Below are 26,122 nucleotides of genomic sequence, written 5' to 3' on the forward strand. Positions count from 1 at the left end.
GTTTTGGTCTTCATAAGCGGGATGAAGACCATTTTGCATGTATTCGATGAGCGTTTTGGTCTTCATAAGCGGGATGAAGACCTTTTCGTTGTTTTCTATTAAGAGATCCGGCTTTCATTGTTACGCCTCATCATATGCTGAAAATACTTTTTAGAATATTGGGAATAAGTTAATGTATATTATAAAAATAAGTCTATAATATAATAGAGGAAAAATACTAAACTAGTTTCAGGAGGTATTTTGATGAAAGTAGCAATTGCACAATTATCCACAAGTATTGATAAATCCGCTAATTTAGAGAAGGCCACCCAATACATTTCGAAAGCAAAAGGTTTGGGCGCAGATTTTGTGATCATACCTGAATTTTTTATGGCACTGGCTACCCCGAAGTCTGGTGTCTTACCTGTAGATGTGGCAGAACCATTGGATGGCCCGTTTGTTACCGGATTAATGGAAGCTGCCCGCCAAAACGAAATTTATGTGGTTTGCGGTCTGTATGAATCCAAACCAGATGATCAAGAACGTGCATATAACACAACCGTCCTTATCAATCGTTCAGGACAGCTCGTCCATTCTTACCGAAAAACCCATTTATACGATGCGTTTAATTATCATGAATCTGATACGATTATACCGGGTGAAAATCAATATAAAATAGTAGAAACAGAGTTTGGAAAAATAGGATTAATGGTTTGTTACGAATTACGCTTCCCAGAAATCGCAAGGCAATTTGCGCTTCAAGAGGCAGATATCCTGCTTGTTCCTGCTGGCTGGGTGGCAGGACCGATGAAAGAGGATCATTGGCAAACGCTTATTCGCGCTCGAGCTATTGAAAATACCATGTTTGTCTGCGGCGCAAACCTGGTTGGCGATATTTTTACCGGACGCAGTGTGATCGTCGATCCGATGGGTGTTATCCAAGCCAGCGGAGGCGAAGAAGAAACCTTAATTTTGTCCGATATTGACCTTAACCGTATTCAACGAGTAAGAGAAAAACTCCCAAGCGTAAAAAATCGTAAGTCTGAATTTTATACTACTATTTAGGAAGCAGGGGACAGTTCTCTTGCTTCTTTTTCATGAAGCTTGATGCTTCCCCTTTGGATAATAAATGGGTGAAATCTTTCATATAATGAATAAAATCATTTTATGGAAGGAGAAAAAATGCGTAAAAGACAATCGCGTGTAGGCCTATTTATTGGAGTGTTTATTGTCATAATCCTAATCATTGTAATGATTAAGTCGATGTTCTTTTCCGCCGAGGAACAGGCGCAAAGGGTCGTGGACGAATTTTATACATATGAGCAGGAAGGGAATTTTACTGATTCGTGGGAGCTATTCCATCCTTTCATGAAAGAACGGTGGGAAAAGTCGACCTATATTAATGACCGGGCGCACGTCTTTATGGGGCATTTCGGGGCAGAGACGTTTGATTATTCTATCGAATATCTAGATAAAGTTGAAAAATGGAGAATGGCCAAAGACAAAAAGCCTTTTAAGGAAGCCTATCATTTTCAAGTTCTCCAAATGTATAAAGGGAAATACGGGAAATTTAACTTTGAGCAAGATGTATATGTGGTTAAAAACAAAGATAGCTGGGGGATTTTGTGGGATTACCAACAATGAAAGCAAAGGGATTTACCACTAGCCAAGTAGTGCAATAATATGGGCTATTACCGCTAAATTTCCCCGGCAATTATCGACAACTTTCGTTTCAACTCATACTAAACTAAGGTCAATCCCGCTGTTTTTTAGTTCTGCGAGTTGTGGGCTTTTTAGCAGGCAGAGTAGATTATCCATGGCTGGAAACATCTTATCAATTCCTTTTCTGACAATCTACTGTCTTTAGGTAGCCATTTTGTCTACGGGATTCAACATTCTCACCACTTTATCGAACCCGGCTGCCAGCAGGATCCCCACTGTATACCGAATCAGATCCACGGTAAGAAATCCTTTACCTAGGATCAATCCTCCAAGGATAGTGCCGCGAATCTGATTGATCCAGTCTTCTTGATACAATTGACTGAACTCAATGCCAAAACTAAATAAAAAACTAAGCAAGATTGCTATTAGCAGACTTTTACGCACTAGTAAGAAACGGAAACCAAAATAAACCATCATCGCCCATAGCGCATCCCCCGTATTCTGCGCAACAAAAAACGGAAGCAACTCGCCGTATTTCCTTGAGGCAAGGCCTAATGCGATGGTGGTAACAATGGCAATTAAATAAACAATCTTTATTTTACCATATCGTTGATTGATAGATTTCAATTGAAACACCCTTTTTCAGTCACATAATAAAAAGTCCTGTTCTACTTTGTTTCCTCTGCTTCCCATTCTATCACAGGCGGCTGGGAAAGGAGGGCGGTTCGCGAAAAGAAGGGTCAGTCTATTTACTCTCCACTTTGAACATTTTACTATCCGGTTTTCGGGATTTACTCTCCACTTTTGGCGTTTTACTGCCCACCTTTGATCCGTTACTCGCCGATTTTCCTGTTTTACTCTCCACTTCAAAAATTCTACAAAATCTAGTCACTTCGTATTGACTATTCCAAAAATACAAACTATAATTTTTATAAATTTCGAATAATTCATTTTAAAAAGCAATGAAGAGGGAAAGTACGATTACGTTATTTTTCACAGAGAGCTTCGGGAGCTGAAAAGAAGCAAAAATACGAATCCGAACAATGGCCTCAGAGCTTCGTGCTGAAACAATCGTAGCTGGATTGGAGTAGGTTCCGACGAGATTTGGTGCTCGTTATCCACACCACAGTATGAAGAGCAGCATATACGCTCTCGTACTTGCAGAGGCTGTTTTGTGTGAGCAAACAGTAAATTAAGGTGGTACCACGCGGCGAACAACCACGTCCTTATCTATTTTCTTTAAATGGATAGGGGCGTGGTTTTTTTATTGGGAAGCAGGGGACGGTTCCCTTGCTTCCAGTGCATGATAAAGCGGGAGAACCGTCCCCCGCTTCAAGAATATAAAACGGAGGAGGCAAATATAATGAATAATAATCTCGTATTGCAAACTGATTTTGGTACAAGTGATGGTGCTGTAAGTGCGATGTATGGTGTGGCTATTTCTGTGAATCCGGACATCCGGATTTTTGATTTAACTCATGACATCCCGCAGTATCATATTTGGGAAGGCTCCTACCGCTTGTATCAGACGGTTTCTTATTGGCCGGAAGGCACGGTGTTTGTGTCGGTTGTGGATCCGGGTGTTGGCTCCGAGCGCAGAAGTATTGCCGTGAAAACGGTGCTAGGTCAGTATATTATTACTCCAGACAACGGGACGCTTACCCATTTGAAAAAATGTATTGGCATTGCGGAAGCAAGAATCATCGATGAGACCGTCAATCGCCTGCCGCACTCAGGTGAATCCTATACGTTTCACGGCCGTGATGTGTATGCCTATACAGGGGCGCGGCTTGCTTCCAAGCTGATTACGTTTGAACAGGTAGGTCCGGAGGTGCCGGTGGATTCTCTTATCGAGCTGCCCATGGCGGAGCCGAGTATTACCAACCAAGTCCTAACAGGCCACATCGACATACTTGATATTCGCTTCGGAAATTTATGGACTAATATTGACCGTTTGCTTTTTAAAGATTTATCAGCGGGATATGGCGATTCCTTTGAAGTGACGATTGAAAATGACACCCGTCAAGTCTATAAAAATATCATGACCTATGGTCGTACATTCGCTGACATTCATTTAGGAGAACCATTGCTCTACGTCAATTCACTCGACAAAATTGGTGTAGCGCTAAACCAAGGTTCTTTTTCAAAAGCGTATCATATTGAAACAGGGGCTTCTTGGAAAATAATCATTCGGAAAATTGTGTAAAAATATTTTACTTGGGGGTTTTAGAAAATGAAAAGAAATCAGTTATCGATTAAAACGATTGTGGCGATAGGAATTGGAGCAGCTGTATTCGTGATTTTAGGGAGATTTGCCTCTATTCCAACAGGGGTTCCGAATACGAATTTCGACACTTCATATGGCTTTTTAGCATTAATGGCGATTATTTTCGGACCAGTTGCCGGCGGCTTGATTGGCTTAATCGGTCATGCCTTAAAGGATGCGATCTTCTATGGAACGCCGTGGTGGAGCTGGGTTGTCGTCTCGGGAATTGTCGGCTTCTTAATTGGCCTGGCAGCGAAGAAAATCAATATTGAATCGGGCGTTTTTACGGTAAAAAAAATCATCCTATTTAACGTCGTTCAAATTATCGTCCAAGCGATTGGCTGGTTCGTGATTGCGCCAACCTTGGATGTGTTGATTTATGCAGAACCAGCGAATAAGGTTTATTTACAAGGGGCAGTGGCTGGCGGATTAAACATGGTGACGGTCGCTGTTCTTGGTACGCTGCTGCTAAGCATTTATGCAAAAAGCCGCAGTCAAAGCGGCAGTTTGACGAAGGATGTATAAGATTTGTTATGTAAGTTTGCGGGTGTTTTTGGATTCGCCGATATAATCGCAGATTCGCCGATAAACATACAAAAATCGCCGATATATCAGATCGTCGTTAAAAAAGTGAAAATTCACACCTCAATTATCTACATTTCATGATTTATGTAATGACTTAACCTCTCTATGAGCGAATTATGAGGTTCAATGAGCGAATTTCAATGTTTAATGAGCGAATTTCGATGGCCAATGAGCGAATTTTGCTATTCAATGAGCGAATTCAAAAAGCTACAATTATTAGGAGAATTTTTATGAAAAAACCGGTTATTCAATTCGAAAACTATAGCTTTCAGTATCGCAGTCAGACGGCACCAACGTTACATGAGATCAACTTAACGATCCATGACGGGGAAAAGGTTCTGATTGTTGGGCCTTCAGGTTCAGGAAAAAGCACACTTGGCCATTGTCTCAATGGCCTTGTTCCCTTTTCTTATAAAGGACAAGTGTCCGGAAGCTTGAAAATTAGCGGTGAGGATGCGATGGATCTCGATATTTTCACCCTTTCTAAAAAAGTCGGTACCGTTCTCCAAGATCCAGATGGGCAATTTATTGGACTCACGGTCGCTGAGGATATCGCGTTTGCGCTTGAAAATGATTGTGCACCACAAAAACAAATGTTCAAAAGGATAGCAGAAGTATCGAAAATGGTCGAAATGGAGGAGTATTTGGATTCCTCACTCCATCACCTTTCCGGGGGACAAAAGCAACGGGTCTCGCTTGCCGGGGTCATGGTCGATGATGTAGAGATCCTATTATTTGATGAGCCGCTGGCAAATCTTGATCCGGCAACGGGAAAATATGCAATCGAACTCATTGACCGGATCCAGCGCGAAACAAACAAAACGGTCGTGATTATTGAGCACCGCCTTGAGGATGTCTTGCATTGCCCTGTTGACCGTATCATTGTCGTGGATGATGGCAGGATTATCGGTGATATGACTCCAGATGAATTATTGGCTTCCCCGCTGTTGGAGCAGTGTTCCGTCCGTGAGCCCTTATATGTAAAAGCGGCCAAATATGCCGGCTGTAAAATTACACCTGACATGCAGCCTGCCCATCCAGATACCTTTCGTATCGATAGCTGCAAAGCTCAATTAGCAGATTGGTTTACAAACGTGAATCCACCGCAGCCTCGGGCGAAAACAGAAGTCGTTTTGGAAGTAAAGGATATTACGTTCGGTTACAAACCGGGGCAACGGACGATTCACGATGTTTCTTTTTCGATTGAAAAAGGAGAGATGGTCAGTATTGTTGGAAAAAATGGTGCTAGTAAGTCGACGCTGTCTAAATTAATCTGTGGCTTTGAGAAGCCGAGCTCGGGAAGAATTTATTATCGTGGTCAGGATATTAGCGGCGATACGATTAAAGAGCGGGCTGCACGAATTGGCATGGTGATGCAAAATCCGAATCAGATGATTTCAAAGCAGATGATCTATGATGAAGTGGCGCTGGGCCTCGTCATCCGCGGTGTCCCGGAAAACGAAATAAAAGAGCGCGTCCTAAAGACATTGAAGATTTGCGGCTTGTATCCGTTCCGTAACTGGCCGATTTCGGCGCTAAGCTTTGGGCAGAAAAAACGGGTTACGATTGCCTCTATTTTAGTTTTAGAACCAGAGGTGCTGATTCTGGATGAACCAACCGCTGGGCAGGATTTTCGCCATTATACTGAAATCATGGAGTTTTTAGTTGAACTTAACCGCCATGGAGTAACGATTATCATGATTACCCATGATATGCATCTGATGCTTGAATACACACCAAGGGCGATCGTGATGGCAAGCGGGAGAAAAATAGCGGATGATACTGCCGTTCATGTATTGGCGGATGCTACTATTATCAAACAGGCAAACTTAAAGGAAACGTCCCTTTTTGAACTGGCGGAGCGGGCGGGGTTCGGCGAACCGAAAGAGTTTGTCCGGCGATTTATCGCGTATGATCGAGGGGTGAGGCAGAAATGGCAGTAGAGATGCTTTCTTATATTGAGCGGCAATCACCAGTCCACCGGCTTACAGGGGTAACCAAGATGATTTGCTTTATGATTTGGTCATCGATTGCGATGCTCACCTATGATACGCGCGTTTTGATCTTTCTCTTTCTATTAAGTATGGGCGTGTTCATCGTTTCCAAGGTGAAACTTAAGGAAGTAGCCTTTGTCCTTCTATTTATTTTGTTTTTTCTCCTGATAAATAATCTAGCAATCTATGTGTTTTCACCGCAAGAAGGTGTCGCGATTTACGGGACAAGCCATGTACTGGTTGACATCGACGGCGGGCGCTATTCGCTAACGCTTGAGCAGCTGTTTTATCAAATGAATGTCACGCTTAAATATTTCACGGTCATTCCTGCGGCGATTCTGTTTATCGTGACGACCAATCCAAGTGAATTTGCCGCATCATTAAACCGTATCGGTGTCAGCTATCGCATTTCCTATGCTGTCGCGCTGGCGTTACGCTATATTCCCGACATCCAACGGGATTTTCGGACGATTGCCCTTTCCCAGCAAGCCCGCGGGATTGATATGTCGCGCAAGGAAAAGCTGCCGAAGCGGATTAAGAATGCCGCCTCGATTATTATCCCGCTGATCTTATCCAGCCTTGATAAGATTGAGATTATCAGCAATGCGATGGAACTGCGCGGCTTTGGAAAAAACAAAAAGCGCACCTGGTACCGCGCCCGACCTTTTCAAAAAATTGATATTGTTACTATTATTCTATTTGTTCTTATTTTAGTGGTATCGCTATACATCACCTTCCACGACGGTGATAGGTTTTATAATCCTTTTTGAAGCAGGGACGATTCTCATGGGTGGGATGAAAAAAACGAGCTTTCCATAATGGAAAGCTCGTTTGCTATTTTCAAGAAAATAACTTTTCTAAATCCGCCTCGATACTGCTTGGATCTACCGTTGGTGCATAGCGTTTGATTACCTGGCCGTTACGGTTGACAAGGAATTTTGTGAAATTCCATTTTATCCTGGGGGATAATAGACCAGTCTTCTGTTCCTTTAAAAACTTGAATAGGGGATCCGAAAAAGGGCCATTTACGTCAACTTTTGCAAAAATGGGAAAGTTCACCCCATAGTTAACCTGGCAAAATTCAGTTGTTTTTTCAATTTGAGCAAATTCCTGATTATTGAACTGAGAACATGGAAAACCCAATATCTCCAAGCCTTGCTCTTTGTATGTATCGTATAATGTTTGAAGTCCTTTAAATTGAGGGGTAAATCCGCACTTACTGGCTGTATTGACGATAATTAACGGTCTACCTTCGTATTCCTTCAGTGATTTCGCCTTGCCATTGGGCATTTTTACTTGAAAGTCGTAAACGGTTTTCATTGTTTTCCTCCTCATTAAAGTAGTTGAAGCAGGGGGCGGTTCCCCTGCTTCGATGATGCAAGAGAACTGACCCCTGCTTTATTTCAATTCTAGTTGCGCTTTTAATTCATTTTGCACTCGTTGTTGTTCTTCAGGTGATACTAATCCGTAGTAGATCTTATTGATCATGGTGCCTTGTTCTTTTATTTCCATCTGCTGGATGTTTTTTCCTGCCTCTTTGTAATTCTTTTGTATGTCCATTAGTTGATCAAAAGTCAGGTTTGTTTTTACGTTTTTGCCAAGGGCAGCAAAAATATCTGAGAAGTTAGTCAAGCTTGATACACTTGCCCCTTCTTGAATGACCCCTTGAATAATCTGGCGCTGTCTTGTTTGACGGCCAAAGTCACCTCTAGGATCTTCGTATCTCATTCGAGTATAACTTAGGGCTTTTTCGCCATTTAGGGTTAATGGTCCTTTTGTAAAATGGAATCCATCTTGAGTAAAGTCTAGATCATTCTGGACGGTAATACCGCCAACTGCGTCTACGATGTCCTTAAATCCTTCCATATTCACCTTCATGTAATAATCGATTGGAATATCAAGGAAGTTCTCAACCGTATCCATTGACATAGGAATTCCACCAAAGGCATAGGCATGGTTAATCTTATCTTCTGTTCCTTTTCCAACGATTTTCGTACGGGTGTCACGTGGGATGCTGAGCATTTTCACTGATTTATTGTTTGGATTGACGGTTAATACGATCATCGTATCGGAACGCCCCTTGTCTCCTGCGCGTTCATCAACCCCTAACATTAATACCGAAAATGGGTCTTTTTCCTTAAACGTAACTGGTTCCTGACGTTTTTCGGATTGTTTCCGATCAATTGGCTGGTGCATGGTTTCTACGGCAGTTTTTAAAGATTTATAGACGGTGAACGCATAAGTGCCACCAGCAACTAATAAGACTAACAGGATAATACCTGTTACTCTAAGCCACTTTCTTTTCTTTTTATTTTTAGCAGTCCTCATTCGACATTTCCTCCAAAAATAATGCATTTTTTTTACATCTACCATATAGAATAGCAAAAAAAAGGAAAAGTAGATATAAAAAAATTGTGGAAATTTAGGAACATTCATGACCAGAAATGGGTAATTTTTTTCATTATTATATAAAGTATTGAAAATTATTTACATGATAATAGGAATATGTTATATTTCAATTAATTCAAACAATAAAATTATGAGATGGTGGGAAGAAAAATGAAAGCGGATAAATTTAAAGGTATATTCCCTGCTTTTTATGCTTGTTATGACGATGAAGGTGAAGTTTCTGAAGAAAGAACAAAAGACTTATGCCAGTATCTTTACGAAAAGGGAGTACAAGGTCTTTATGTAGGTGGGAGTTCGGGGGAATGTATCTATCAAAACCTTGAGGAACGAAAAGCTACTTTAAAATATGTAGCAGAATGCCTGAAAGGGAAATTGACGTTAATTGCCCATGTTGGCGCACCAGCAACGAGAGATAGTGTCAGTTTAGCTGCATATGCCGCAGAACTCGGCTATGATGCCTTGTCTGCCATTCCACCCATCTATTTTAAATTACCGGAAAGTTCAATCTATAAGTATTGGACAGACATTATGGATGCAACGGATTTACCATTTATTATTTACAACATTCCTCAAACCACTGGCTATAATCTTTCTATGAATCTCTTTAAGCAATTACTAGAAAACAAAAAAGTAATTGGCGTAAAAAATTCATCGATGCCAGTCATGGATATTGAACGATTCAAGGCTGAGGGCGGCGAAGAATTTATCGTCTTTAATGGCCCGGATGAGCAGTATGTATCCGGAAGATTAATCGGGGCAGACAGCGGAATTGGTGGAACGTATGCGGCAATGCCAGAGCTGCTCTTAAGGGCGGAAGAGTTTGTGTCTGCTGGGAAGTTTACAGAAGCAAGAAAGATTCAACGAGATATTAATGATATCATTATTGCCCTTTGCTCATTAAACGGGTCGATGTATTCCGCCATCAAAGAAGTATTGAAGCTAAATGGTATAAATATTGGCAGTGTAAGGGCGCCTTTTGAGGAAGTAACAGGGGAAGATCTGGACAAAATTAACGGTATTAAAGAGATGATTGATCAAGCCATTCTTAAACATGGATGCAAGGTAAGTGCGATTAATTAAAGTGTGGAGCTGAATGGATATGAAATGTAAGCAGGACGTATTTGAAAAACTAAAGGGAAAACTAATTGTTTCCTGTCAGGCGCTGCCTGAAGAGCCGCTTCACAGCTCTCCATTCATGGGGAAAATGGCGTATGCGGCCATGCTTGGAGGGGCTGCTGGAATTAGAGCAAACAGTGTCGAGGATATAAGAGAAATTCAAGAAACCGTTCAACTGCCTGTCATCGGGATCATTAAGCAGGTGTATGAAGGATCAGATGTTTTCATTACCCCAACATGTAAGGAAATCGATATGCTATATCGTCAAGGAGTCGAGATTATCGCCTTAGATGCAACGAGCAGAATTCGCCCTGATGGTACAACGATTAGCGAGATTTTCCCGAAAATAAGAGAGAGCTACAAGGAACAGCTATTTATGGCCGATTGCTCTACCTATGAAGAGGCAGTGGAAGCTCATCGTCTAGGGTTTGATTGTGTCGGTACCACTCTGTCTGGGTATACGGAGTATACGAAAGGTAGATCACTGCCTGATTTGGAGTTAATGAAACAGCTGGCTCAAGAACTCCCTATTCCGGTCATTGCGGAAGGCGGAATTTGGACACCGGAAGAACTGAAGAGTGTGTTTACTGCAGGAGTTCATACGGCAGTAGTCGGTACTGCGATTACAAGACCGATGGAAATTACGAAACGATTTATTGCGGCAATTAGTTAATTCTTCCGGAATTTAGATGTGGACTGGTGATGATTGACAATGAAAATAGCAGCTGCTGATATCGGCGGAACATCGATTAAGATGTGTATCTCTGATGAATTCGGAAATATTGAGGAATTTAATGAATACGAGACCGAAAGTAAAAAGGGCGGAAAGTTCGTAGTCGAAAAGCTCATTCATATCATACAGCAATACCACGGCTTTGATGCCATTGGAATCAGCACGGCGGGACAAGTGGATCCTTTGGAAGGATCCATCATTTATGCGAATGAAAATATTCCGGGTTATACCGGCACGAAACTAAAGGAAATTCTTGAAACCCAATTCCGTGTACCGGTGAAAGTCGAAAATGACGTCAATGCGGCGGCATTAGGAGAAGGAATCTATGGTGCCGGTAAGGAATTCAGCGAGTTTCTTTGTTTGACGTATGGTACCGGAATAGGCGGGGCAATTGTGCTTGATTCGCATATTTATAAAGGCCATACTGGTGTAGCTGCTGAGTTTGGACACATGATTACCCATCCATTGGGGAATTCTTGTAACTGTGGTTTCAAGGGGTGCTATGAAACGTATGCATCCACCACCGCTTTAGTCAAACGAGCGAAAGAAATAGACCCTGAATGTGTCAATGGAAGAATCATTTTTGAAAAAATTAACATGGGAAATTCCGGATTAGAAAATGTTGTCGAAGAGTGGACTTTTGAAGTAGCACTCGGACTCACTTCGTTAATTCATATCTTTAATCCGCCGGCGATCATTTTGGGCGGCGGTATCATGGAGCAAGACAAGCTGGTGGAAATGGCTTCAAGGAAAGTAAAAGCAAATATTATGGGAAGCTTTTCAGATGTTCAAATAATCAAGGCGTCGCTTGGAAATAAGGCAGGTGTCCTTGGGGCTGTGTCTCTTCATGCAAGAGGGAACAAGTAAGAGGTGTAGAATGACCAATATTGATATTTTTGCTCACATCCATTCAAGATATAATTCATTTACCAATACGGAAAAAAAGGCAGCCGATTATATCCTGGAACACCCAAAGGAAGTTCTTTACATGTCTATTACAGACCTGGCAGATGCCTGTAATGTGGGGGAGTCCAGTGTATCTCGATTCTGCAAAACATTGGACCTGAAAGGATATCAAGAGTTTAAGATTGCTTTGGCGCACAGCATTTCTCAAGGGGAAGAAACGCCGCAAATATCAGGGCAAATTACGATGCAGGATACGGTCTTTGAACTGGCATCAAAGATTTTATCTACCAATATAAGTGCTTTAACAGAGACCTTTAATTTAATCCACGAGCAGGATCTTTCAAGGGCTGTCGATCATTTTACCCGGGCCCATCGCATTCACTTTTTTGGTGTGGGTGCTTCCTTCATGACGGCGATGGAAGCTAAGAATAAGTTTTTGCGGATTACGAATAAAACCGAATGCCAGATGGATACCCATCTGCAGATTATGTCGGCAGCATTACTGACTGAAAAAGATGTGGCTGTGCTTATCTCTTATTCTGGCTCGACTAAGGATACGATTGATGTGGCAAAAGCGGCAAAAGAACAAGGTGCCACGATTATTGCGATTACAAGGTTTGCCAAATCACCATTAACAAGTTTTGCAGATATCACGTTGCTCTGCGGTGCAAATGAAGGGCCGCTGCAAGGCGGAAGTCTATCAGCCAAAATATCGCAATTGTACCTATTAGATTTACTCTATACGGAGTATTTTAAACGGACGTATAAAGAATCGATTCGAAATAAAGAAAGTACAGCCCAGGCTGTGATTGAAAAGATGCTGTAAAAAGGGGCTTCATGGAAGCCTCTTTTCCATTTTCATAGAATGCCATAAATTGTAAAGCGCAAAATTCGACTTTTGGAACCTTTGGTCTTCTGATAAAATATAGTTACTAAACTAATTAAATAATCTTCTGACGAGGGGGATTGGAGTGTACAAAATAATAGTGGTTGATGACGAAAAAAACATCCGGGACAGGCTGACGCATTTTCTCCCATGGTCTGAAGTCGGATTTGAAGTAGTAGGTGCTGCTGAAAACGGTCGTGAAGCATTAGAACTCATTAAAAAGGAACAGCCGCATGCCGTTTTGACAGACGTGATGATGATGGAAATGACGGGCTTGGAGCTAGCAAAAGAAATTAAAACCTCCTATCCGGAAATAAAAGTAGTCATCCTTAGTGCCTACGATGATTTCAAATATGCTCAAGAGGCGATTCACTATGGTGTGAAGGGATATTTGTTAAAACCATTGATGAAGAATGATTTTTACGATGCTTTTGGAAAGATGGCCGAGGAATTAAGAGAAGATGCGGAATTGCAAAAGGTAAATCACTTTTATGAGAAATGGAACACGGAAGAGCTCATGCTCCTAGATTTAATAAAAGGAGAAAATTTACCAAATTATGCCGACCATTGGAATCAGCAGACACAATCTTTTAAAGTGGCGATTTTTTCATTTGACCAGCTGTTTAAAGAAACTTCCACTTTTTCAATCAGACAGAGAATCACGGAGCTGGCTGCAGACTTTTGGAATCGCTACCAAGTGCCGATATTGTTTTATGGGAATAGTTTGATTTTATTACTGACAGATTCTGCTTATTTTTCAAAACAAGCTCTATTGCCAAACATTCAGAAGTTTGTCGACTCATTACAGGAAGAACTTGGTGACGTATTTAAAGATAAGAAAAATTTTGTGGTGGGTGTTGGTGATAAGGCTTGCACATATGCTGACATTAATCGATCATATAATGAAGCTGTTTATGCGTACAGCTATAAATATTTTAATGAATATGAAACGGTTATCTTTTATGAAGACGTATCTGACAATAATGAAAAGGGAAATAACAAGCAAATCCCCAACTTTATGATGGATCATGTGAACAAGATTGAAAGTCTGCTCCTTTCGAAGAGAAAAACGAATGAAATTGCCGAAGTCAGTGAGTTTGTTACCCATTTTTTTGATTCATTAAAACAGGTTAGTGGCTTGCAAATTGCCGAAACCCGCGGTTCTTGTTCTGAACTCATTATCATTCTATTATTTCGTTTCAAAGAAAAGGAGCTTTCACTGCCTTCCATTGATCATCAGCAAGTATTGGGGAAAATATACGAAATTGACTCCTTAAAGGAATTAAAACGATGGCTGACGCAAATGCTGGAAACGATGTCATTTGATTTGTCTAAAAGTGAGGAGAAGGATAATAACCGATATGTGCTCATGGCGAAAGAATATGTAAAGGAACATTATCAGGAACGGATCACCTTGGAGGATATCTCCAACCATTTATTCCTGCACCTTGCCTATTTTAGTGCTATTTTTAAAAAAGAAACCGGGGAAAACTTTATTGATTATGTCAATAAAGTCAGGGTGGAAGAAGCGGCAAACCTGCTTAGAAAGACGGATTATAAAATAAAGGTAATCTCTGACATGACAGGTTTTCAAAGCCATTCGTATTTTAACAAAGTATTTAAAAATGAAACAGGTATGACACCTGTAGTGTTCAGACGACAGCAAAAAAGATAACTCCATTGGAGGAACATCATGAAAAAAACAATGGGGAATCTTCCCTTCCATACCTTCTTATTAAGGTTCTCGTTAATCACTGTATTCGTATTTCTTTTGCTGTTAAGCAGTTTATATTATATGAAAATCAAAAACTTTATCGAAGAAAAGAAGGAAACATCGGTTCAGTTACGGATGGATCAGATTTCTACTGAACTACAAACAGAGTTTAATAATATATATGATACTGTAAATAATTTGAAGACAAATGAGATTGTTATCCGCTATCTAGATGAATTAGGAGACAACAATCTTAGCCCTTCTGAGAAGTATAAGCAGCTTTCGAATCTTGAAGAATACTTATACACGATCAGGCAAAATAATAAACTGATAGACAATATCCTGATTGTGACACCGGAAACGCAGTTCAGCTCAGATATGAAATATATCGATTATCAGTATAATGGAATGAAGTTAAACAATGAGGCTGAACGTCAGTATCATTTTGTTTCCATCGGTGAAGCCAACAGGAAGATTGAGATTCCTTCCATTTCGGGGGGGCAAGCGGTGGAAGCTTCCGGCTCGAAGGATTTGAATAACAGTATGTTTTTTGGTGTGAATATACTTTCTGCCGACGGGGTAAATAAAGGGGTAATTTTAATCTTTATCAATCCTAAAAACCTTGACGATTATATCTTTTACGCTGATCATATCGGCTTATTTGACCAAAACGGCAGACTGTTTTTTAAAGGCGATAAAGCTGTCGATAACCTGCCGGCGAAGCTTAAAAAATTGCCTTCATCCAAAAAGGGATTACAAGGAACCTATGAGAATACAGGGATCTACCACTCTAGTATTCCTTATTATAATTTTCAGCTTGTTTATGTAGAAAAATTAAGTTTTTATAAAAAGCAAATGGCGCTGATGTGGAAAATGCTTGTTGCTACTTTTCTCTTTTCCGCATTGATTGCTTATATTTTTTCTAGAATAGTAGGACGAAAGGTGCTGCAGCCGCTTGATCGGTTAATTGAATCGATAAAGGGGTATGAAGAAAGCAGGAATTACAGTAGTCTTTTTCAACAGAAAAAAAACAGGGTCATGAAAGTGAGCTTGCGTGAGCGCTTCTTCTTTTATTTCGTGATAACGGTGCTGCTGCCGCTTGTCATATTTATGGTGATGCTTTACGGACAAACTTCAAAAATTATTTCGAGTGATTTGCAGGAAAGCTATCGTGCTTCGCATGAAAAGATGGCGCGGCTGATGAACAATGAAATTAACCAGCGTGTGCTGTTGCTGACGCGAATCGCCTACAATAACAACGTGCTGCATTCGATGATGGAAGAGGATGCAGAAAGTATTGGCCATGAATTGCTCAATAAAAAGCAATACCTTGAATTACGACGGCAAACTGTTAAGATATACAACCTGGAAGGCAAACCAATCTATACGAACGGATATAGCGAGAACAAGCAAATGGATCCGCATTTTTTAATGCAGTTACAAGCCACAGGCCGAAATATAAGCTATACACTGGAAAAAAATCATTTTAATGATGTGACCATTGTGATTGGAATGCCTGCTTTTTCTGTAGCTGACAACGCGAAAAGTATCGGCTACATTACTGTCGATATGGAAGGGAATGAACTGGCGAAATTTTATGCCGATTGGCAAAAGACAGGCCTCAACATGCTGCTCGCAGATCAGCATAATCGGATTCTCTCCCATCCGGATCCTCTTAAAATTGGCACCATTGTTTCTGATAAGGAGAGCGGCACTAATTATCATATTTTCAAGAAGGAAATCACCGGCATGGATTGGAAGTTTATCTCAACCTATAATGATTCCGCGATTCAAAAGCAGATTGAGCAATTATTTATTAGTGATGCCTATCTGCTAGCACTGGTATTACTTTTGCTGCTCGCGTTTGCCTATTGGATTTCGAAACGAATGCTGCGGCCAATCGGCCAGTTGAATTCGCTGTTTCATACGTTTGATTTACAAGGCTCGCATCATGAGGTGGTGGAACAATTATCGGGAATCAGCGAAATGGACTCCCTCACTCAAAATTTCAATAAAATGGTTGAGAGAATGGAAGAGTTGATTCATGAGACGATTTTGGCCGATCAAGAACGAATTCAATTAAAATATGAAAAGCGGGAACTTCAGCTAAATGCACTACAGTCGCAAATTAATCCGCATTTTTTATACAACACGCTGGATAATTTGATCTATCTTGTTGAATCAAGTGAGACGGAACGGGCGCTGGAGATGATTGCGTCGTTGAGCAAATTGTTCCGGTTTATTACCAATCGAGAACAAGTGATGATTACTCTTCGTGATGAACTAGTGTACACGAAAACCTATATTAAAATTATGTCTTATCGCTTTGATAACTTTGAATGTGTCTGGGATGGAGACGAAAAAATATTGAGTTATAAAACGGTCAAGCTGATTCTGCAGCCGGTAATTGAAAATGCGATTCATCATGGTGCAAGAAAAACAAAGAACAGGGTCACGATTCATATTTCTTGCAAGCTAATTGAAGATCAGATTCATATCATTGTAAAGGATAATGCAATCGGAATAAGAGAAGATGATCTTGCGATTATTAAGAATCATTTAACTTCAGCGACGTTGGATAAAGCAGGTATTTACAATGTAAATGGAAGAATCCGACTTCATTTTGGGAATCAATACGGGTTAGATATTGAAAGTATTTGGGGGGAAGGTACAACCGTTACAATTGTCATTCCTGCTGCCATGTAAATTGAGCTTCTTTCGAGAGGCTTCTTTTTTTTGCCATATGGGAGTAATAAACCTCCTATCTTAACTTGCCTTAAAATAGTGTTACTTTTCCTATAGATAGTGATACTTCCGGTTGATAATTTGTATTATTCTAAAAATTGTTAACGTTTACAATACAAAAAAGAATAAAGGGGGAGTTTTATGTGAAGAAAATATTGAAAACACTTTCAATAGCAGCTTTTTCAAGTGCACTTATTTTTACATCAGCATGTTCGAATAAGGAAGCAAGTAAAGAGGCAGAAAAAGTTGATGTGGGAGGCTTGCCTAAAACGGGAGATTTTTCTAAAAAGCTTGAACTGAATCTTTCAGGATCTGTGACAAGAGGCAAGGTTGAAGATGGAAACTATGTTCAAAAGAGGTTAGAAAAGCAATTTAACATTAAAATTAAAAATACAAAGGTTGATACATGGAATAGAGACCAAGTTAATTTAATGGTTGCATCTGGGGATTTACCCGATACATTTGCCTTTACAGGGGCGCCAAAGACGGCAAGAGAACTATATGATGGAGGGTTAACAAGAACCATTCCGAAAGCAATGCTTGAAAAGTATGCACCTCGTTATATGAAAATGTTATCCGAGAATCCTCCGGGACTAAAATTAAATATTGCCCCAGGTACAGATGACGAGTACATGCAATTAACCGGGTTATATCCAAATACGGATGGATTAGTTTGGGCTCCAACATTTAGATTAGATTGGCTAGAGAAATTAGGAATTAAACCCCCTGGAGAGATAAAACAAGTAGGCCCAAGCGGTGGCCGTGAAAAAATCTACTTTACTGACTCTGCTTATACATTAGACCAAGTTGAAGAAATCTTGAAGGCGTTTACCTTTAATGACCCAGATGGAAATGGCAAAAATGACACCTACGGAATTTCTCCATACAATAATAATGCCTCCTGGGCTGCCTCATTAATGGGGTCATTTGGACTTGCTCCAGGCTATAATATAAAGGAAAATGGTAAATTAGTTCAAATGGAAGTATCGGATCAATATAAGGAATTCCTTAAATTGATAGCCAAGTGGTATAAAATGGGGTTAGTAGATCCAGAGTTTACGACTTTAGATGCCAATAAGAGTTGGGAAAAGTACAAGCAAGGAAAGATTGGTTATTATATAGCTCAACCTGCATATATTGCCATGGATGACTGGGCAAAAGGCCGAGCTCCGCAAAATATTGTAGAGAATCCAGATTCTCAAGTTAAGTTATTAGCTACTGCTCCGGAAATCGGACCAAATGGCCAGCAAGGGGTTGGCGCATTCTTACCTGTAGGGCTTTTAGCAGATAACTTCTTTGTTTCTAAAAAGGTTTCAGATGAGAAATTAGCAAGAATCCTTCAGGTATTTGATTATATCAACTTTGATAATGATGCAAGATGGACACTGTATGGAGAATTGGGGGTTCACTCTGATTGGGAAGGTGAACCTGAAAAATCCGCTTTAAAAGTAAGACCTGAATTTGCAGAGCAGGAAGGTAATTCCGGTTTCTGGGCGTATAATTTCCGAACATATGATAAGGAAAGAGTGCAGTGGTTTACATCTGAATATACGATGAAGCTTAATAATGAGTTTTTCCAACGGCCTGATGTTAAGGAAAAGATGATGATTCGTCCATACAAATGGGATTTGTTACAAGAAACGAAAGTAGCAGACATTAAAAAGCGTTACGACGGCCAATTAAAAACAATAGTGGATGAGTACATGATGAAAGCAATGGTTGGTGAAGTAAATATTGATAAAACATGGGATGAATATGTAAAAAGTTATTTGGCCAATGGTGGTCAAGAACTGACCGATGAGTTAGAAAAAGCAGAAAAGGTTACTGATTTAATGAAAAAATAAGGTGATTTTATGAAAGAATCCAAATAACGAAGGTTATATACCTTTGTTATTTGGATTTTATTGAAATAAAAAAAGAATAGGTGGGATAATATATGAAACCAATTCCCTTAAATGAGCAGACCATAGTAGGAGCAGTTTCTCTCGAGAAAATCGGTGAATTTATTAAGCCATGGAGAATTTTTTACAAAGACAAAGATTTTTTTACTCCTGATCTTCTAAATGGCCACGCAGAAATACCAGCCGGGGTTAGAATTACATTTGAAACCACCTCTGCCAAACTGATGGTGGAATTCGCTCCATCTCAAAATGAAGTAGAGTTTGATGTGGTTATTGATCATGAACGAATAAAAACAGTGATTGTGCAACCAGGTGATACCTCTTTTACCATTGAAAATCTATCAACCAATCATAAAAAAATTGAGGTTTACTTATCTCAACAACAACAAGTTTTATTGAAAAATGTTTTTATTGATGAACATGCAGACTGGGCCGCGCACAAATCCTCCGGAAAAAAATGGCTTACATACGGAAGTTCCATTACTCAATGTCATGCAGCTGAAAGTCCTTCCCAAACATGGCCGGCTATCACTGCAAAAGAATTGGATTTAGATTTAATTTGTCTTGGGTATAGCGGACAATGTCAATATGAGCCGATGGTGGCACGGACAATCAGGGATACGCCTGTAGATTTCATTTCGTTAAGCGCAGGAATTAATATATACGGTGGGGACTGTTACAACCATCGCACATTCCAGGCGATCATCATCGGTTTTATACAAATTATTCGTGAAAAACAACCAACAGTTCCAATCGTATTAAGCTCTCCTATTTATGGAACGTTTCGAGAAGATACACCGAATCTAGTTGGATTTACATTAATAGAAATGAGAAAACAAGTGAAAGAGATTGTAGATATATTCAGAAAAAATGGCGATGAACATATTTTCTATGTAAATGGATTAGATATTTTAAGTGCAGAATATGAAAACTTGCTCCCTGATGGTTTACATCCGAATGCAGAAGGATACAAATTGATGGGTCATAATTTTGCGGCTGCTTTCAAGCCTTATTTTAAGAAAGACGAGGTTTTCAGCCTGTAAACATGTTTGGAGGTAAATAGGATGAAACAAATTGAACTAGATGATCGAATTATACATGGTGCAATCTCCCTTGAACATAAAGGGGAATATGTAAAACCATGGCGAATTAATTACAAAGAAAAGGACTTTTACACCCCCAACCAACTTAATGGACAAGCCGAGGTACCAGCAGGTGTAAGAATATCTTTTCTGAGTAATACGGATAAAATTAAATTGGAAATCGCTCCTAGCCCTTTGGAGTTGGAGTTTGATATTTTAATTGATAATGAATTGTTTAGGACAATTGTGGTTGATGCGAATAAAACGTTCTTAGAAGCAGCAGATCTTCCAAACCAAACAAAAAGGCTGGACATCTATTTATCCCAGCGTAATAAAGTTGAATTAAAAGCACTTTGGATTGCCGAGGATGCTTCGTTTCAACCATTCAACGATACACGGAAAAAGTGGATGACATATGGCAGCTCGATTACCCAATGTTATCTAGCAGAAAGTCCATCACAAACATGGCCGGCAATTACAGCAAAAGAATTAGACTTAAACCTGGTTTGCTTAGGCTATAGCGGTGAATGTCAATATGAACCTATGACTGCTAGAATGATCAGAGATACTTCAGTAGATTTTATTCATCTAAACGCTTCAATCAATTCTTATAATGCAGAAACGTACAACCACCGAACGTTTCAAGCTGTGGTTATAGGATTCATTAAGATTATTCGAGAAAAGCATAAAAATGTTCCAATCGTATTGAGTTCTTCCATATATGGTGCCCATAGAGAAACAACGGAAAATATCGTTGGTTTTACATTGGCTCAAATGCGTGATGAAGTGGAAGAGGTAATAAATATCTTTAGAAAAAATGGTGATGAGCGTATTTTCTACATAAATGGTCTGGACATTTTTGGAGCTGAACATGGTTATTTACTGCCTGACAATCTTCATCCCAATGCGGAAGGCTATAAACTGATGGGGCAAAATTTTGCGAATGCGTTTAAACCTTATATAAAGTAATTCATAAAGAGAGGCGCATGAATAATTCGTGCGCCTGATCTATTTTTTTACCTATCTTAAAATAGTGTTACATTTCCTATAGATAGTAAAACAATTTACATAAATTTTATATTATTCTAATTATAGAAAGCGATTTCAAAGAAATAAAAATGAGGGGAGGAAAAACAAGTGCAAACTGTAATACAAAAACAAAATGTAGAGACCGCAAAGACTGAAAAGAAAACAAACACTAAGTGGCTCCAAATGAAAAAAATGAAAACGCTATATTTCATGTTGCTCATTCCGATGATTATGTTATTTATTTTTAGTTACATTCCCATGTACGGGATTATAATTGCCTTTAAAGACTTTTCACCTGGCTTGGGTATCTGGGATAGTCCGTGGAATAACTTTGAACATTTCAAAAGGCTGTTTAGTGACTTCTTGTTTGTGAGGGCATTGAAGAATACAGTCATTATCAGTTTATTAAAGGTTGTGATTGTGTTCCCGGCACCGATCATTTTTGCCATCTTGCTAAATGAAATTAAAAGTGAAAAATTTAAAAAGGTGACGCAATCGATCTCCTATTTGCCGCATTTCATGTCTTGGGTTATTTTGTCGGCAATGGTCATTGAAGTCTTTTCCCCGCAAAGAGGAATAATAAACTTTATTATTACCCTTTTTGGAGGAGAACCACTCAATTTCATGGCGGACAAAACGTCGTTTATCCCGATTTTAGTCTTAACGGATATGTGGAAGGAAATTGGCTGGGGAGCGATCATCTATTTAGCATCGATTGCCTCCATTGACCCTGGATTGTATGAAGCAGCGGAAATGGATGGAGCAGGAAGATTTCACAAGATGATTCACGTTACACTTCCTTCCATCATGCCAATGGTCATCATCATGTTTATTCTCAGACTTGGCAGTATTTTAAACGCAGGTTTCGATCAGATCCTTAACTTGTACAACCCGTTAGTTTACGAGGTGGCTGACATTATCGATACGTATGTCTATCGAAGCGGTTTGGAGCAATTCCAATTTGACTATGCCACAGCGGTAGGATTATTTAAAAACGTAGTTGGAATTGTGCTGATTCTTAGTGCAAACGCTATTATTCGTAGAAAAAGTGAACACGGAATTTGGTAGGAAGGAGGATTTTATATGGGAATTTCACGGAAAAAAATTTCATTATTTGATATTCTCAATGTGTCGGGGTACATTTTGTTCTCTATTATCGTGCTTTATCCTTTTTGGCAGACCATTGTTTTATCTTTCTCGGATGCCAAGGCATCATCAAGTCTTGGCGTCCATTTATGGCCTGATCGCTGGATTACAGATGCGTATGAATATGTATTTTCATACGGGAACGTTATGAAAGCATATGTCAATACGATTATTAGAACCGTTGCCGGTACCTTCTTAATTGTCGGGTTTACGATACTGGCTGCCTATCCGCTTTCAAAAAAAGACCTGCCTTTCCGCAATGTTTTTACCGTCTTCTTCTTGATTGCGATGTTTTTCTCAGGGGGAATGATTCCCGATTACTTGTTAGTTAAAAATCTCGGATTGCTAGACAATAGCTTGTCACTGATTTTACCGTCAGCAGTGAATGTGTTCTTTATCATTATCATGCGGAATTATTTTATGACGATTGATAAAGGCGTTGAAGAATCCGCGATTATTGATGGGGCTAATTATTTTCAAATTCTTATGAAGATCATTATTCCGATTTCAAAACCGGTTATCGCCACTGTCGCACTTTGGGCAGCCGTGTATCATTGGAATGAATGGTTCCATGCTTTGGTCTATATTCAAGATGACTCTAAAACAGTCTTACAAATCGTCGTGAGGGACATGCTGACAGCGATGGATATGACACAAAATGCCCAAATGGGCGGCGGCGGTATGAGCACTTCTCAATTGCTACTGAGCAATGTACGGGCAGCAACCGTGATCATCTCAATTGGGCCAATTGTACTGATCTATCCATTCGTGCAGAAATACTTCATTAAAGGAATCATGATAGGTTCATTAAAAGGATAAAGGGGGATGTATATATGAATAAGTTTGTGAAAGCACTTTCCATAGCGGCTGTTTCCGGTGCACTTCTTTTTACAAGTGCCTGTTCGAGTAAGGAAGCAAGTAACGCATCAGCAAAGGTGGATGTGAAAAGCCTGCCTGAAGCAGGAGATTTCTCGAAGAAGCTTGAATTAAATCTATCAGGCTCTGTGACAAGAGGTAAGGCAGAGGATGGAAACTATGTTCAAAAGCGATTAGAAAAGCAATTTAATATCAAAATAAAAAATACAAAACAGGATACGTGGAATGCTGACCAAGTAAACTTAATGGTCGCTTCTGGGGATCTTCCTGATACCTTTGCGTTTACGACAGGCGGTAAGTCGGCGCAAGAACTATATGATTCAGGTTTAACGAGAACCATTCCGAAAGAGATGCTTGAAAAGTATGCACCTCGCTATATGAAGATGTTATCTGAAAATGCTCCGGGGATTAAGATGAACTTAAAGCCGGGAACTGACAATGAATATCTTCAATTAATCGGCCAATATGACCACGTTGATGGTTTGGCCTGGGGCCCAACATTCCGGCTTGACTGGCTGGAAAAGTTAGGTATTAAACCTCCTGGTGAAATCAAACAAGTAGGCCCAAGCGGCGGCCGGGAAAAAATTTATTATACAGATGGCGCTTATACGATTCAAGAAGTGGAAGATATTTTGAAGGCCTTTACGTTTAACGATCCTGACGGCAATGGAAAGAACGACACGTACGGACTTTCACCGTATAACAACCAAATCCACTGGTCAGCTACGTTAATGGGTGCATTTGGAATTGCTCCTGATTTCACCATGATGGAAGATGGCAAACTGGTAAAAACAGAGGTTTCAAAGAAATATAAAGAGTTTCTAAAATTAATGGCAAAATGGTATAAAATGGGCCTCATTGATCCTGAGTTTACCACACTTGACAATAACAAGAGCTGGGAAAAGTACAAACAAGGAAAAATCGGCTACTATATTGCACAGCCTTCTTACATTGCGATGGATGACTGGGCAAAAGGCCGTGCGCCGCAGAACATCGTGGAAGATCCAAATTCTACTGCTAAATTGCTTGCAACAGCACCGGAAATTGGCAAGGATGGACAGCAGGGTGAAGGTGCTTATATTCCAGTTGGAAATCTAGCGGATGCCTTCTATGTTTCGAAGAAAGTTACCGATGAACAACTAGCAAGAATTCTTCAAGTCTTTGATTATATTAACTTTGATAATGATGCAAGATGGACATTATATGGAGAAGTTGGCGTGCATTCTGACTGGGAAGGTACACCAGAAAAGTCAGCGTTGAAAGTTCGTCCTGAATTTGCTGAGCAAGAAGGAAATTCCGGCTTCTGGGCATACAACTTCCGTACGTATGATAAAGAAAGAGTATCATGGTTCCAATCTGAATATACGATGAAGGTTAAAAACGAATTATATGCTCGTGACGATGTGAAAGAAAAAATGTTAATCCGTCCGTATAAGTATGATCTTTTAAATGAAACAAAAATTAAGGATGTCGAAAAACGTTATAAAGGTCAGCTAACAACAATCGTAGACGAATTTAGAATGAAGGCCATTGTTGGTGAAGTCAATATCGACAAAGAATGGGATAAATACGTTGAAAATTGGATGAATAACGGCGGGAAAGAAACTCTTGCCGAGTTAGATAAAGCACCAAAAGCTTCCGATTTGTTAAAGAAATAATGAAAAAATGAATGTGGGTGCTAATTGGTGCCCACATTTATTAATTTTAAAAAGCTAGGAGAGAATCAAATGTCTACTATTCAAGCAGAAGCAATCTTTTACCCGAACCTTGCAGGCTCTAAAGCTTACCGGATTCCATCAATGATTACGACATCGAAGGGAACCGTCATCGCTGGAATTGATGCCAGGATTGTCGATCAAACAGATAATCCGAACCAAATCGATGTAACGATTAGGCGAAGTGAAGATCATGGGGTGACATGGGGATCTGTCCAAAAGTTAGTGGCTTATGCCGGAGAAGGATTAGATGGTGCTGCTGCCATTGATACATCCCTTGTAGAAGATGAAGAAACAGGGACGATCTTTATGATTTTCATGCATACTCCAGGCGGAATTGGCCTGTGGAAAAGTGAATCAGGAATTGGCTTTGATTCAGATGGACGCCGAAAATTATATGATAGTAATGGCGAGTGTTATTATCTAGCAGCAAATGGATGCGTCTACGACGGAGAGGACAAGAAAACAGCCTATACTGTAGATGAAAAAGGATATGTTACCCTAGAAGGCCAGCCTGCAGGTAATATTTATTTTAAAAAGGGAATTGACCCGAATGAAAGTTTGCTAGAAGCGAGAACATCATTCTTGCAAATTATCCAAAGTGATGATGATGGTCTGACATGGTCGAAGCCGAGAGAATTAAATCTTCAGGTGAAGGAAGAATGGATGCGTTTTATTGGCTCGGGTCCTGGCTGTGGCATTCAGTTGAAGCACGGTGACAAAAAAGGCCGCATAGTGTTCCCAATCTATTTCTCAAATGAAGCAGGGCATCTAAGCTGTGCTTGTATGTATAGCGATGACCATGGTGTAACGTGGGAGCGGGGCGAGTCGCCAAATGACGGAAGAGTGCTGGACGGTGAGGTTCTTTCTGCGAAAACAATCTCGGAAGGAAAACAATATTTAACAGAGTCCCAAGTCATTCAATTACCTACAGGTGAATTGAAATACTATTTGCGAAACCACTATACGCTTAAAAGAACCGCTGTGACAACAAGTACGGATGGTGGGAAAACATGGGGCGAAGTCACGTTTGATGAGACATTGGTTGATCCAATTTGCCAATCAAGTGTTGTGCTTTATCCCGACTTAGGGGACGGAAAAGTCCGTGTATTATTCTCAAATCCGGCTGATGAAAAAACAAGAATAAAAGGAACGATCCGCTTAAGTGAAGATGGCGGGAAAACATGGCCGTACAGCAAAGTAATTGAAGAAGGCTATTATGGCTATTCCTGCTTAACTGTTCTTAAAACCGGGGAAATTGGCGTCCTGTACGAACGAGTGTATGATTATTCTGATTGGAACAATATGGACATCCAGTTTGCTAAGTTTTCGTTAGATTGGTTGAAATCCTAACTAGTTTCATCGTGTGGGGTAATGG

22 protein-coding genes and 1 other annotated feature are annotated in these 26,122 nt (G+C 40.0%); of the genes, 19 read left to right on the forward strand and 3 right to left on the reverse strand.

The annotated features are described in order from the left end of the window. Nucleotides 1-243 precede the first annotated feature (243 nt). Both BABA_RS20730 and BABA_RS20735 read left to right on the forward strand, forming a co-directional pair. Entirely contained in the window at nt 244-1,044 is an 801-nt protein-coding gene (locus tag BABA_RS20730) for a carbon-nitrogen hydrolase family protein (protein ID WP_007087206.1), read from the forward strand. Between the two features lie 117 nt (nt 1,045-1,161). Beyond that, nucleotides 1,162-1,623: a hypothetical protein gene (locus BABA_RS20735; RefSeq protein WP_007087207.1), complete on the forward strand. Its 462-nt coding sequence runs from the start codon at nt 1,162-1,164 to the stop codon at nt 1,621-1,623. 219 nt (nt 1,624-1,842) lie between these two features. Here the strand turns inward: BABA_RS20735 and BABA_RS20740 are convergent, their stop codons facing one another. Then, on the reverse strand, nt 1,843-2,268 hold the full coding sequence (locus tag BABA_RS20740; RefSeq protein ID WP_007087208.1) for a ribosomal maturation YjgA family protein: 426 nt from the start codon (nt 2,266-2,268) through the stop codon (nt 1,843-1,845). A 326-nt stretch (nt 2,269-2,594) separates the two neighbouring features. Then, nucleotides 2,595-2,872, forward strand: a binding site (T-box leader). Nucleotides 2,873-3,004: 132 nt separating this feature from the next. Between BABA_RS20740 and BABA_RS20745 the strand changes: the two genes are divergently transcribed. The 4 genes from BABA_RS20745 (at nt 3,005) to BABA_RS20760 (ending at nt 7,256) form a co-directional block, all read left to right on the forward strand. Next, entirely contained in the window at nt 3,005-3,847 is an 843-nt protein-coding gene (locus BABA_RS20745; RefSeq protein ID WP_007087209.1) for an SAM hydrolase/SAM-dependent halogenase family protein, read from the forward strand. 27 nt (nt 3,848-3,874) lie between these two features. Continuing rightward, the gene (locus BABA_RS20750) at nt 3,875-4,432 is read left to right on the forward strand and encodes an ECF-type riboflavin transporter substrate-binding protein (RefSeq protein WP_007087210.1); all 558 of its coding nucleotides are present in this window, start codon (nt 3,875-3,877) and stop codon (nt 4,430-4,432) included. Between the two features lie 290 nt (nt 4,433-4,722). Further along, the gene (locus tag BABA_RS20755; protein WP_040347185.1) at nt 4,723-6,435 is read left to right on the forward strand and encodes an ABC transporter ATP-binding protein; all 1,713 of its coding nucleotides are present in this window, start codon (nt 4,723-4,725) and stop codon (nt 6,433-6,435) included. Continuing rightward, nucleotides 6,426-7,256 (forward strand): energy-coupling factor transporter transmembrane component T family protein, encoded by an 831-nt coding sequence (locus BABA_RS20760; protein WP_007087212.1) that lies wholly within the window; start codon nt 6,426-6,428, stop codon nt 7,254-7,256. Before BABA_RS20755 ends, BABA_RS20760 begins: the two co-directional genes overlap by 10 nt. A 70-nt stretch (nt 7,257-7,326) precedes the next feature. Here BABA_RS20760 and BABA_RS20765 read toward each other — a convergent pair whose 3' ends face one another. Then, nucleotides 7,327-7,806 carry a glutathione peroxidase gene (locus tag BABA_RS20765; protein WP_007087213.1) on the reverse strand — a complete coding sequence of 160 codons (480 nt, stop codon included), beginning with the start codon at nt 7,804-7,806 and terminating at the stop codon, nt 7,327-7,329. A 78-nt stretch (nt 7,807-7,884) separates the two neighbouring features. Then, nucleotides 7,885-8,814, reverse strand: coding sequence for a polyisoprenyl-teichoic acid--peptidoglycan teichoic acid transferase TagU (gene tagU, locus BABA_RS20770; protein WP_007087214.1), 930 nt, complete (start codon nt 8,812-8,814; stop codon nt 7,885-7,887). Between the two features lie 231 nt (nt 8,815-9,045). Here tagU and BABA_RS20775 point away from each other — a divergent pair, with 231 nt between their 5' ends. The 13 genes from BABA_RS20775 (at nt 9,046) to BABA_RS20835 (ending at nt 26,097) form a co-directional block, all read left to right on the forward strand. Beyond that, nucleotides 9,046-9,975, forward strand: a complete 930-nt coding sequence (locus BABA_RS20775; RefSeq protein ID WP_007087215.1) for a dihydrodipicolinate synthase family protein — start codon at nt 9,046-9,048, stop codon at nt 9,973-9,975. A 19-nt stretch (nt 9,976-9,994) separates the two neighbouring features. Next, on the forward strand, nt 9,995-10,684 hold the full coding sequence (locus BABA_RS20780) for an N-acetylmannosamine-6-phosphate 2-epimerase (RefSeq protein ID WP_007087216.1): 690 nt from the start codon (nt 9,995-9,997) through the stop codon (nt 10,682-10,684). 39 nt (nt 10,685-10,723) lie between these two features. Then, nucleotides 10,724-11,611, forward strand: a complete 888-nt coding sequence (locus BABA_RS20785) for an ROK family protein (protein WP_007087217.1) — start codon at nt 10,724-10,726, stop codon at nt 11,609-11,611. A gap of 10 nt (nt 11,612-11,621) precedes the next feature. Continuing rightward, the gene (locus BABA_RS20790) at nt 11,622-12,476 is read left to right on the forward strand and encodes a MurR/RpiR family transcriptional regulator (RefSeq protein ID WP_007087218.1); all 855 of its coding nucleotides are present in this window, start codon (nt 11,622-11,624) and stop codon (nt 12,474-12,476) included. 145 nt (nt 12,477-12,621) lie between these two features. Next, on the forward strand, nt 12,622-14,211 hold the full coding sequence (locus BABA_RS20795; protein ID WP_040347161.1) for a response regulator: 1,590 nt from the start codon (nt 12,622-12,624) through the stop codon (nt 14,209-14,211). A gap of 18 nt (nt 14,212-14,229) precedes the next feature. Further along, nucleotides 14,230-16,956: a cache domain-containing sensor histidine kinase gene (locus BABA_RS20800; RefSeq protein ID WP_007087220.1), complete on the forward strand. Its 2,727-nt coding sequence runs from the start codon at nt 14,230-14,232 to the stop codon at nt 16,954-16,956. 182 nt (nt 16,957-17,138) lie between these two features. Further along, the gene (locus BABA_RS20805; protein WP_007087221.1) at nt 17,139-18,839 is read left to right on the forward strand and encodes a type 2 periplasmic-binding domain-containing protein; all 1,701 of its coding nucleotides are present in this window, start codon (nt 17,139-17,141) and stop codon (nt 18,837-18,839) included. 92 nt (nt 18,840-18,931) lie between these two features. Further along, entirely contained in the window at nt 18,932-19,939 is a 1,008-nt protein-coding gene (locus BABA_RS20810) for an SGNH/GDSL hydrolase family protein (RefSeq protein WP_007087222.1), read from the forward strand. A gap of 21 nt (nt 19,940-19,960) precedes the next feature. Continuing rightward, complete coding sequence (locus BABA_RS20815) at nt 19,961-20,947, forward strand: SGNH/GDSL hydrolase family protein (protein WP_007087223.1); 987 nt, start codon at nt 19,961-19,963, stop codon at nt 20,945-20,947. 168 nt (nt 20,948-21,115) lie between these two features. After that, the gene (locus BABA_RS20820) at nt 21,116-22,075 is read left to right on the forward strand and encodes an ABC transporter permease (protein ID WP_007087224.1); all 960 of its coding nucleotides are present in this window, start codon (nt 21,116-21,118) and stop codon (nt 22,073-22,075) included. Nucleotides 22,076-22,090: 15 nt separating this feature from the next. Then, entirely contained in the window at nt 22,091-22,972 is an 882-nt protein-coding gene (locus tag BABA_RS20825) for a carbohydrate ABC transporter permease (protein WP_007087225.1), read from the forward strand. Between the two features lie 14 nt (nt 22,973-22,986). Further along, complete coding sequence (locus tag BABA_RS20830; protein WP_007087226.1) at nt 22,987-24,687, forward strand: type 2 periplasmic-binding domain-containing protein; 1,701 nt, start codon at nt 22,987-22,989, stop codon at nt 24,685-24,687. A 69-nt stretch (nt 24,688-24,756) separates the two neighbouring features. After that, entirely contained in the window at nt 24,757-26,097 is a 1,341-nt protein-coding gene (locus BABA_RS20835) for a sialidase family protein (RefSeq protein ID WP_007087227.1), read from the forward strand. The last annotated feature ends 25 nt before the right edge of the window (nt 26,098-26,122 follow it).

Origin of the sequence: Neobacillus bataviensis LMG 21833, from assembly GCF_000307875.1 — a bacterium.
In the GTDB taxonomy this organism is placed as follows: domain Bacteria; phylum Bacillota; class Bacilli; order Bacillales; family Cytobacillaceae; genus Neobacillus; species Neobacillus bataviensis.